We start from the raw sequence: 11,189 nt of genomic DNA on the forward strand, positions 1-11,189 counted from the left end.
TACGAATGCAAAAGGAATATGAAGTAGATAGATTATTTACTCGTAAAATATAAATAGAGCGAGTGAGGTCATTATATTTTTTACAGGAAGGAGGGCTTCATTTGGAGATATTACGTAAATTGTTCTCTCAAGATATGCATATAACGAAATTATTGGAAGACTTGCAGAAAGATAATGGTCCTCAGTTAATTACGGGCCTTTCTGGAAGTGCACGCCCAGCATTTTTAGATACAATTTATGGAGCGATAGAAAAACCAATTTATATTATCTCTCCGAATTTATTGCAGGCGCAGAAAATGTATGATGATTTAGTAAAACTAATGGGTGAGGATCTCGTTCATTATTATCCAGCTGATGAATTTATTGCAGCTGATATGTCGATTGCAAGTCCTGAGTTAAGAGCGCAACGAATTGAAACAATTGACCATATGTTACATGAACAAAAGGGAGTCTATATTATTCCGATAGCGGGTCTACGCAAAATGATGTCTCCAAAAGAGGAATGGCTTGATTTGCGCCTTCATACGGCAATCGGTGACGACATTGATGTGGAGGTTTGGTTGAATCAGCTTGTTGTAATGGGTTATACGCGTGGTCAGATGGTGACAACACCAGGAGAATTTGCATTGCGCGGCGGTATTTTAGATATTTATCCACCTTATATGGAAGTGCCAGTGCGTATTGAATTATTCGATACAGAAGTAGATTCAATCCGAACATTTTCTGCTGATGATCAGCGTTCAATTGATAAACTACAAGATGTGCGTATTTTGCCTGCGGCAGAATTTGTTTTAACGCAAGAAGATAGATTAATACTGGCTGAAAAACTAGAGGATGCATTGGCAGAAAGCTTACGTAAAGTAAAAGCGCAAGATGTTAAAGAAGCACTCTATCAAAACATCCAAGCTGATATTGAAATGCTAAAGCAAGGTAACTTACCTGATTACGCCAATAAATATGGTTCACTTTTATATGATAAACCATCTTATTTAGGTGATTACTTTGTCCGAAATAGTCTTATTGTATTTGATGAGTTAGGCAGAGTACAAGAAGTAATGGATGCGTGGGAGAAAGAAGAGAAGGAATGGTTCTTGAGCCTTCTTGAAGAAGGTAAAATGGTGCATGCTGTAAAACCATCCTATTCACTGAAAGAAATTTTAGCGATGCTAAATCAGCCGAAATTGTTCTTTGCCCTATTTACGCGCGCATTTTCAGGTGTGCAATTTAAGAAAGCTACAAGTTTCTCATGCAAACCGATGCAGCATTTCCATGCACAGATACCTCTATTGAAAAATGAAATGGAGCGATGGGAGCAAGGGAAATTTACTGTACTTTTTGTGGCGGAAGGAAAAGATCGTCTACGGAAAATGCAAACAGTGTTGGATGATTACGATATTCATATACAACTAGGTGAGCCGAATGGAGCGGGCGTTTATGCAATTGAAGGTGCATTAACAGCTGGATTCGAACTCCCATTACAACGTTTAGCGATTGTTACGGAAGAGGAGCTTTTTAAACAAAAGCAAAAAAAGAAAGCGCGTCCTCAGAAAATGACAAATGCCGAGCGTATAAAAAGTTATACTGAAATCAAACCGGGCGATTACGTCGTTCATATTCACCACGGTATTGGGAAATATATTGGTATCGAAACTTTAGAAGTAAAAGGGGCGCATAAAGATTATTTACACATTCGCTACCGAGCAGATGATAAATTATTCGTACCAGTCGATCAAATTGATTTAATCCAAAAATATGTTGCGTCTGAGGACCGTGATCCGAAGTTACATAAGCTAGGCGGAGCAGAGTGGAAACGTGCGAAAAGTAAAGTATCATCTGCAGTACAAGATATTGCTGATGACTTAATCAAATTATATGCAAAACGTGAAGCTGAAAAAGGTTTTGCTTTTACTTTGGATGGTGATGAACAACGTACTTTTGAAGCTGCGTTTCCTTATGAAGAAACGGAGGATCAATTACGTTCTATTCGTGAAGTCAAACACGATATGGAACGTGAGCGTCCAATGGACCGACTTGTTTGCGGTGATGTTGGATATGGTAAGACTGAAGTCGCCATTCGTGCAGCCTTCAAAGCGATTATGGATGGAAAGCAAGTAGCCTTTCTTGTACCTACAACCATATTAGCCCAGCAACATTATGAAACGATGGTAGAACGCTTCCAAGAGCAGGCAGTTTCTATTGGTTTACTTAGCCGCTTCCGTACAAAAAAACAGCAAGCAGAAACTTTAAAAGGCTTAAAAGAAGGTACGATAGATGTCGTAGTCGGTACTCATAGGCTGTTATCTAAAGATGTTGTTTATCGAGACTTAGGACTACTCGTTGTTGACGAAGAACAACGATTTGGTGTAACGCATAAAGAGAAAATCAAACAATTAAAAACGAACGTCGATGTATTAACATTAACAGCAACACCAATACCTCGGACATTGCATATGTCGATGGTTGGTGTACGTGATTTATCTGTTATCGAAACACCACCTGCAAATCGCTTCCCAGTTCAAACGTATGTCATGGAGCATAGTGGTGCGCTAGTGCGTGAAGCTATTGAACGTGAAATGTCACGCGGTGGGCAGACATTCTATTTATACAATCGTGTTGAAGATATGGCGAAAAAGGTGCAAGAGATTCAAGAACTCGTACCTGAAGCGCGTGTCGGCTTTGCACATGGACAAATGACTGAGTCTGAGCTAGAATCCGTTATTCTTGGATTTTTGGACGGAGATTATGATGTGCTAGTCACGACAACAATTATTGAAACAGGTATTGATATTCCAAATGTGAATACATTAATTGTACACAATGCAGATCGCATGGGTTTATCGCAGCTTTATCAGTTACGTGGGCGCGTTGGGCGCTCCAATCGTGTTGCATATGCCTACTTCATGTACCAACGCGATAAAGTACTGACAGAGGTAGCTGAGCAGCGTTTGCAAGCGATTAAGGAATTTACAGAACTTGGATCTGGGTTTAAAATTGCTATGCGTGATTTATCAATTAGGGGTGCAGGGAATCTACTAGGATCACAACAACATGGCTTTATCGATTCCGTCGGATTTGATCTGTACTCACAAATGCTTGAAGAAGCAATAGAAGAACGACGTAGTGGTACGAAAAAAGAAGACATACCTGAAATCGAAATTATTTTGCCATATGATGCATACATTCCAGATCAATATATTCCAGATGGCTATCAAAAAATTCAAATGTATAAACGTGTAAAAGCGATGGAAATTGAAAATGATTATGTGGAAATCATTGATGAATTACAAGATCGATTTGGAGATATTCCATTTGAAACTGAACGTTTGTTACGCATTGCACGAATGAAAATTTGGGCTAAGGAAACTGGAGTCACTTCAATTAAAGAAATGAATAAGGTAATCACTATTCAGATTTCAGAGCAAGGTACCGCGAATATAGACGGTGCAAAAGTTGTCTCAGAATCACTGAAGTTCGGTCGTGCTGTTGGCTTCCGGATGGATGGGCAGCAGCTATTACTAACAATAGACGAGCGCAAAACGGATAAACAATTACCATTTGATATTTTAGAAGCTATTATGAAACTTTTGCCAACTGCAAAAAGGGAAGAATCTGCACCTGTTGCTGAGTAATACCCTTTTTGCATAGATTGCCCATTTGTGAACCATACTAGGACAAGTATAACTATATTTTGTCGAAAGTGAGGCAACACGAATGAAAGCAACTGGCATTGTACGACGTATTGATGATTTAGGTCGCGTCGTTATCCCAAAGGAAATAAGAAGGACTTTACGCATTCGTGAAGGCGACCCGTTAGAAATATTCACGGATCGCGAAGGGGAAGTTATTTTAAAGAAATATTCACCTATTAGCGAATTGAGTGACTTTGCAACTTCGTATGTAGAAACGTTATATGAAACGCTTGGCACAGCAGCGTTAATTAGCGACCGTGATGAAATGATTGCTGTAGCAGGTGTATCAAAAAAGGATTACGTTAATAGACAGCTTTCATCATTTGCTGAAGAAAGTATTATGCAACGATCTATTCTAGTTGAGAAGCATGAAAGCTCTGTAGAGTTAGTTCCAGGTCAAGTTGAGCAAATAAAATCTTATTGTGTGGCACCGATTATCGTGTCAGGTGACCCAATTGGCGCTGTTTATATATTGTCAAAGGTGCATTTTATCGGTGACTCGGAGCAAAAGGTAGCTGAAACTGCAGCACACTTTCTTGCCAAACAAATGCTGGATTAACATGAAAAAAGTCTTCCTCGCAATTGTGCGAGGGAGACTTTTTTATTTTATCGTTTTAATACTGGAAGGATGTACAATTGAAGGAGAATTAAGAAACTGCATTAAAGCGTCTGCATTTGAGCGGTCGTTTGATTCATTATGAGTACGTGTCTGTTGCGTCGTATCCTCTCGCATTTCAGAAATTAAAATTTTTGAGCCATCATCTTTGACGAGATATTGACGTACATAACCATTTTCTTTTTCAGTGATAACTCTATTTTTTTGCGATTTTGATTTTAGTGCAACGTGAATATATGAGGTCTGTAGCATATGTGGCTGATTAAATTTTGCTGCGTTATGAAATGTATTAATATTGGTGACATTCAACTTCAAAGTAATACCTCCTCTGTATTTTTTAGTTAATAACTTTATCGGATTCTTTTACTGGAATTGAACTAAGAGTTACTAATTTATAATTCATTGATATTCTTCTGATTAATATAGTGTTTTAATATCGGTAACCTGTTTTTTTATGGATAAGCATCAATATGCTATACTGATGACATTTATATTATTATGGATTTTATTGAACGTTTTATAGGAATGAGGATTTGTAATGCCTGAGAAGTGGGGAATGAAGGTATATGTGAAAGGTGTGGCGTTATTAACGCTTGCAGCTCTGTTTGTCAAAATACTGAGCATGATGTACCGAGTCCCTTTTCAAAATTTAGTTGGGGATCAAGGATTTTATATTTATCAGCAAGTATATCCATTTGTAGCGATTTTCGTTGTTTGGACATCGAGTGGGTTTGCTGTCGCCATTTCTAAAATGCTTGCTGATGCTGAAGATCGTGATGGAGAATCATGGCGTCGGGAACTCTTACGCGTCATATTTTATTATTTAAGTGTTTTATCAATAATTTTCTTCGTAATTCTATTTGGTGGTGCAGATTTATTTGCAAAATGGATGGGCGATCCAGCTTTAGCTTCGCTTTTACGTACAGGTGCGTTTGTGACACTATGTATGCCAGCGCTTGCTGTTTATAAAGGATTATTTCAAGCGCGCGGTATTATGACACCAGTTGCCTATGCACAGGTGGTTGAACAAACTGTCCGTGTCCTTGTTATTTTAGGTGGTACTTGGATTGTAATGAAGACAACTTCTTCCTTGTATCAGGCGGGACAAATGGCGATGGCTGGCACTGTTGTTGGTGAATTAGCTGGTATCATTTTATTGTGGATATATTTTAAAAAGTTTAAGCAAGGGGACAAAATAGTTGTAAGGAAAAAGATAGCTATCTTCCCTGTGTTGAAGGAATTGACAATTTTAAGCATTACAGTAAGTATGAGTGGTCTTTTACTGTTGTTTTTTCAATTAGTTGATTCATTTACTGTTTTTGAAACACTTACTAAAAGTGGAATACCAACCGTAGAGGCAATGGAAACAAAGGGGATTTACGATAGGGGCCAACCGCTTGTGCAGGTGGGGCTTGTTATTGCAACATCATTATCTCTCGCAATTGTCCCTCTTGTTGCTCATACGTCAAAAAAGGACAATGGACGAGGAGCTGAACGATTTATCCAATTGACCTACCGTACTGCCTTGCTATTCGGTCTTGCTGCGATGCTTGGTTTGATGCTAGTTATGCCATATGTAAATGAGATGCTATTTGAAACACGTGAATTATCTAATGTACTGATAGTGTTTGCGGTGCAAATTATATGGTTGTCCCTTATTCTAACGCTAACGGCTATGCTTCAAGGACTAGGGAAATTAAAAATACCGACTTTAATACTAATAGTAGGTTTTATAGTGAAAGTGCTTTGTAATAAGTTGTTTATTATAAGATGGGGTATCATAGGCGCGGTGTATGCTAGTAATTTAGGTTTAATATGTTCAGCTATTGGTTTGATCTATTATTTTAAAAAAGTTAGACCAATCCGCTTTGCACCTTCACGCTTTTATATATGGACTGCACTAGCGTCAATTGCCATGGTAGGCTGCGTACTGTTTTGGTGTTATTTTGCAGAACAGTGGCTCTTTACATCTTTACCTTCGCGTTTGAATGCCGCTTTGACTGGTAGTTCAGCGGCATTGATAGGGGCCTTTGTGTTTTTAACAATCATCGCGAAGTATAGAGTTCTAGCGAGTAGGGAATGGTTTTTACTACCGTTTGGACGCAGGATGGCCAGTTATCAATTATGGCTACAACGAAAGAAATAAGGATAGGTGGAAATTATGAATCAATTAACAGTAATCGGCCTTGGAGCTAGTGACTTTGAACAACTACAAATGGGTGTTTATCGCAAGCTACAACAGGCAAAGAAAATATATGTACGTACGATAGACCATCCAGTACTAAATGAGTTAGTAACTGAAGGAATCGAATTTGAAAGCTTTGATCATATATATGAAAAGCACGATGATTTCCGTCCAGTTTATGAGGAAATTGTAGCAACGCTTTTAAGTTATGTGGAAAAAGAAGACATAATGTATGCGGTGCCTGGACATCCACTTGTAGCGGAGTTGACTGTCCAACTTTTAATCGAAGCTGAAAAAGAAGGAAAGGTGAGGTTGAATATTGAGGGTGGTCAAAGTTTCCTAGATCCGATTTTCGGTGCATTGCGTATCGACCCAATCGATGGCTTTCAATTAGTAGATGGAACAACTTTTTCAGCGCATGAAGTGAATATGAAGCAACATCTACTAATTGCCCAAGTATATGATACTTTCAGTGCCTCAGAAGTGAAATTGACTTTGATGGAAAAATACCGTGAGGACTATCCAGTTACAATCGTCACTGCAGCAGGCTCGCAAGGTGAAAAGTTACGCACAGTTCCTTTGTACGAATTAGATCGTGCAGCAGAAATTGATAACTTAACAACTGTCTACGTGCCTCCTGTAACGAGTCGTGATGAAGCTCTTCGTGAATGGTCGACTTTCCGTGAGATAATTTCGACATTGCGTGGCCCTAATGGTTGCCCTTGGGATCAACAGCAAACGCATGAAAGCTTGAAAAGATATATGCTAGAAGAAGTACATGAGTTCTTACAAACAATCGATGAGCAAGATGATGAGCATATGATTGAAGAGCTTGGTGATGTACTATTACAAATATTTTTACACGCGCAAATCGGCGAAGATGAAGGATTCTTCAACCTAGAAGATATATTAGAAGTTGTGAGCACAAAAATGATTCGTCGCCACCCTCACGTGTTTAGTGATGTTACAGTAGAAAATGTGGAAGAAGTAAACGCCAATTGGGAGAAAATCAAAAGTAAAGAAAATGTAAATAGTGAAATAATAGAACCTTTATTAAAAGGTGAATACAGAGCAACATCCTCACTACAAACGTCTTATAACTATCAAAGGCGAGCGGCAAAAGTCGGATTTGAGTGGCCTACAACAGAGGGTGTGTGGGAAAAATTCTCCGAAGAATGGCAGGAATTCCGAGCTGAAGTAACGAATGGAACGAATGAAACACGTTTCGATGAATTTGGTGATGTACTATTTACGTTAGTGAATATAGCACGTGTTTATAAAATTTCAGCTGAAGATGCCATGCTCCATGCCAATCAGAAATTTGCTAGTCGCTTTGGATATGTTGAAGCGCAAGTAATGGCTGGTAAAAAGGATTTCAAAGCTTACACATTTGAGGAACTAGATGCCTTTTGGAACGAAGCGAAATTACAAGGAGGGAAATAAAAAATGAGATTAGATAAATTTTTGAAAGTATCACGTTTGATTAAACGTCGCACATTAGCAAAAGAGGTGGCTGATCAAGGGCGTATTACGATTAATGGTAAGATAGTGAAGGCAAGCACAGCTGTAAAAGTTGGTGATGAGCTCGCAATCCGTTTCGGCCAAAAGGTTGTAACAGCACGTGTTGAGGAATTGAAAGATACAGTGAAAAAAGAAGATGCTGCAAGAATGTTTACGATTATAAAAGAAGAAAAGTTAGAGAAGATCGAGCCACAATTTATCGATGATGAGAACTAGGTGAATTTAAAAAGAAGATATTGCTTATAGAGAAATAGTATATTAAGTATTTATCTATATTATGTTTGAACGATTTTATATGAGGTTGCCCTGAAAAGTAGGATTTACAAACTTTTAGGACAACCTTTTTTTATTAGCCACTTTCAAAGCTAAGTTCTCTAAAGTATCTATCTATATTATGTTTGAACGATTTTATATGAGGTTGCCCTGAAAAGTAGGATTTACAAACTTTTAGGACAACCTTTTTTTATTAGCCGCTTTCAAAGCTAAGTTCTCTAAAGTATCTCTTACCAGTAATCATGATAGGGTGGAAACTACAAATTATTAATGAATAAGAATATATCTTTTATATGGATTCATAGAAAGGGAAATATACGAAGCAATGCATTGTTATAGGGGTTCTTTTATCTATATAAAGAACGAATGTTGAAAGAGTTAACGCTAAAATAGTATGGAAATGACTACAAAGCGCTTAGAGAAAACTATCTATAAACAAATTTTTGAATTGAAATTAGCAGTTTTATCATAAAGGGTTTGTCCACAGCATATAGTTTAAAGACAGGACAAGGGAGGGGAATCATTGACGTTACAGCCGGATAATGCAACGTACACAATTCCAACAGGGGATCATTTGCTAACGGTCAGAAATCGCAAACGAATGGATGTCACTTCGGTGAAATCAATCGAGCGCTTTGATCAAGAAGAGTTTTTAGTGCACACTTCGCAAGGACATTTACTCATCCGAGGTGAGGAATTGCGTATTGTCCATTTGGATGTAGACAAGGGTTTATTGACACTTGAGGGAACAGTGAAGACGCTACAGTATGATGACGAAGACAACGGCTTGTCTAAAAGCTTCCTTCATAAAATATTTGGATGACCGTAACAGCGCAATTTCTCAGCCTTCTAGTCATGATTGCTAGTGGAATTGTAGGAGCAGCATGTATAGATTTAGTACGTACGATTAAATATTATGCACCCCCACGGTCATTCAGAAGAAAAGGTTATATAGCGTTAGAGCTGACAACTTGGCTTTTGCTCGGTATAGCTAGCTTTTATTTACTCTTTAAAGTGCGAGCTGGTGAATGGCGTATTGTTGATCCAATAGCGCAGCTCGCAGGTTTTTATTGTTATCAGTTATACTTCCAATCGTTATTTCGATTCGGAGGTGGTTTAATATACAGTATTTTTCTTAGGCCACTATGGTTGATTTTCAATTTTTTTATTTCTATCATAAGGTGGATAATCCGCGCCCTAATGCGTGTTGTAAGGCTCCTACTGTTACCATTTAGGCCACTGGTTAAAAAAACTAAAAAGTTAAGACTTAAAAAAACAAGGTAAATTCGTTATAATGGAGAATACACATACAATAACAACTAAGAAGCTAAAAGAATTAGTATTTAGGGAGGGATAACGAGGATGAATAATCGTAACAAAAAAGCTAATGGTGAAAATTCAGTTGCTGCCATTCGTCGAGAATACATCGAGTCCATGGAACGGCAGGAAAAGAAAAAACGAGCTATGAAAAAACGTCTTTATCGAAGACTAGCGCTTTTCGCAATCGTGTTTGTTCTCGTTACGGGGTCCCTAATATTTACATTAATAAATCAAAAGAAGGCGCTCGCTAAAAAAGAGCAACAAAAAATCGAGCTAACCCAAAAACTTTCAGACGCCCAAGACCAACAAGAGGAATTGGAAATTCAAATTTCGAAGCTAAATGACGATAATTATATCGCTAAACTAGCGCGTAAAGAGCTTTTCCTTTCTGAAAAAGGTGAAATCATTTTCTCAATTCCAGAAAATACTGAAAAATATGAGAAAAATGGGAATTCGAAGGAGTAGTCTTATTGACACTCTTTTTTTGTTGGCTATAATTAGAAGTGAGAATCTAACCTTTTTTTAAGATTCATAAATTGATTACATGACTTACAAAGTCGCTTTATTTATTAAGGAGGAGCATTTTTTTTATGTCAATTGAAGTAGGCAGCAAGGTACAAGGTAAGGTAACAGGTATCACAAATTTTGGAGCATTCGTAGAGCTGCCAAATGGCTCAACAGGTCTGGTGCACATTAGTGAGGTTGCAGACAATTATGTAAAAGACATCAACGAACATTTGAAAGTTGGAGAAATGGTTGAGGTTAAAGTAATGAATGTCGAAGCGGATGGTAAAATTGGTTTATCTATTCGCAAAGCAAAACCACAACCAGAGCGACCAGAGCGCCCTCAACGCCCACGTCATAATAATCGTTCAAATGATCGTAATGATAATCGTCATCAACCAAAAGAGAATTTTGAACAAAAAATGGCACGTTTCTTAAAAGACAGTGAAGATCGTCTTGCAACATTAAAACGCGCTACAGAATCTAAACGTGGTGGCCGCGGCGCAAGAAGAGGGTAACTTGCTGGCTATTTTAATCGTAGAAAAAGTGTGAAATAGACCTTTGAACAATCCATGTATGCAATGGATTGTTTTTTTATTGTTAATACCTGACGAATTGTACTATTAAATGCAATACATATAAATTAAAATTCGCCTATAACGACACCTCTGTAGATGATTTGCTACTTATGTTTATATACCGTACTTAATAGACAAATAAAAAAGCAACTTTCTCGTGGTGAGAAAGTTGCTTTTTAATGATGACCCCTACGGGATTCGAACCCGTGTTACCGCCGTGAAAGGGCGGTGTCTTAACCGCTTGACCAAGGGGCCAAAAAAATATTGGCGCAGATGACCTAAATGAAAAAAGTATGGCGGCAGAGGGGATCGAACCCCCGACCTCACGGGTATGAACCGTACGCTCTAGCCAGCTGAGCTACGCCGCCGTTCTAAACAACATAATAAATAATACAAGATAACATATGTAAGTGTCAAGCTGTTTTATGAAAATATTTTCTTTAAAAAAGCAATTTCTCGTCGAAAAGTTTTTTTTCGTGAAAACACAAAAAGACAAACTTTAT

Annotated in this window: 10 protein-coding genes and 2 tRNA genes; 9 read left to right on the forward strand and 3 right to left on the reverse strand. The window is 38.0% G+C overall.

Annotation, left to right across the window (positions count from 1 at the left end; translation table 11 throughout):
- Positions 1-101 precede the first annotated feature (101 nt).
- Together mfd and spoVT are read left to right on the forward strand one after the other, a co-directional pair.
- Positions 102-3,629: a transcription-repair coupling factor gene (mfd, locus tag ACZLO7_RS01410; protein WP_464940525.1), complete on the forward strand. Its 3,528-nt coding sequence runs from the start codon at positions 102-104 to the stop codon at positions 3,627-3,629.
- Between the two features lie 82 nt (positions 3,630-3,711).
- Positions 3,712-4,248, forward strand: a complete 537-nt coding sequence (gene spoVT / locus ACZLO7_RS01415) for a stage V sporulation protein T (protein WP_038179271.1) — start codon at positions 3,712-3,714, stop codon at positions 4,246-4,248.
- A gap of 42 nt (positions 4,249-4,290) precedes the next feature.
- On the opposite strand, the gene ACZLO7_RS01420 is transcribed toward spoVT, so the two are convergent.
- The gene (locus tag ACZLO7_RS01420; protein WP_464940526.1) at positions 4,291-4,620 is read right to left on the reverse strand and encodes a hypothetical protein; all 330 of its coding nucleotides are present in this window, start codon (positions 4,618-4,620) and stop codon (positions 4,291-4,293) included.
- 223 nt (positions 4,621-4,843) lie between these two features.
- Here ACZLO7_RS01420 and ACZLO7_RS01425 point away from each other — a divergent pair, with 223 nt between their 5' ends.
- From ACZLO7_RS01425 to ACZLO7_RS01455, 7 genes are all read left to right on the forward strand, one after another.
- Entirely contained in the window at positions 4,844-6,451 is a 1,608-nt protein-coding gene (locus ACZLO7_RS01425) for a putative polysaccharide biosynthesis protein (RefSeq protein WP_464940527.1), read from the forward strand.
- Positions 6,452-6,466: 15 nt separating this feature from the next.
- Positions 6,467-7,933, forward strand: a complete 1,467-nt coding sequence (yabN, locus tag ACZLO7_RS01430) for a bifunctional methyltransferase/pyrophosphohydrolase YabN (RefSeq protein WP_464940528.1) — start codon at positions 6,467-6,469, stop codon at positions 7,931-7,933.
- Between the two features lie 3 nt (positions 7,934-7,936).
- Positions 7,937-8,227 (forward strand): RNA-binding S4 domain-containing protein, encoded by a 291-nt coding sequence (locus tag ACZLO7_RS01435; RefSeq protein ID WP_464940529.1) that lies wholly within the window; start codon positions 7,937-7,939, stop codon positions 8,225-8,227.
- Between the two features lie 580 nt (positions 8,228-8,807).
- Positions 8,808-9,107: a sporulation protein YabP gene (gene yabP / locus ACZLO7_RS01440; RefSeq protein WP_038179281.1), complete on the forward strand. Its 300-nt coding sequence runs from the start codon at positions 8,808-8,810 to the stop codon at positions 9,105-9,107.
- 32 nt (positions 9,108-9,139) lie between these two features.
- Positions 9,140-9,568 carry a spore cortex biosynthesis protein YabQ gene (yabQ, locus tag ACZLO7_RS01445; RefSeq protein ID WP_464940546.1) on the forward strand — a complete coding sequence of 143 codons (429 nt, stop codon included), beginning with the start codon at positions 9,140-9,142 and terminating at the stop codon, positions 9,566-9,568.
- Between the two features lie 78 nt (positions 9,569-9,646).
- Positions 9,647-10,069, forward strand: coding sequence for an FtsB family cell division protein (locus ACZLO7_RS01450; protein WP_464940530.1), 423 nt, complete (start codon positions 9,647-9,649; stop codon positions 10,067-10,069).
- 125 nt (positions 10,070-10,194) lie between these two features.
- Entirely contained in the window at positions 10,195-10,626 is a 432-nt protein-coding gene (locus tag ACZLO7_RS01455; protein WP_427752959.1) for a S1 domain-containing RNA-binding protein, read from the forward strand.
- A gap of 243 nt (positions 10,627-10,869) precedes the next feature.
- Here the strand turns inward: ACZLO7_RS01455 and ACZLO7_RS01460 are convergent.
- Positions 10,870-10,941, reverse strand: a tRNA-Glu gene (locus tag ACZLO7_RS01460).
- Positions 10,942-10,980: 39 nt separating this feature from the next.
- Positions 10,981-11,054 (reverse strand) — tRNA-Met (locus ACZLO7_RS01465).
- Positions 11,055-11,189 lie beyond the last annotated feature (135 nt).

The sequence above is a fragment of the Viridibacillus sp. d25.2 genome, from assembly GCF_055456015.2.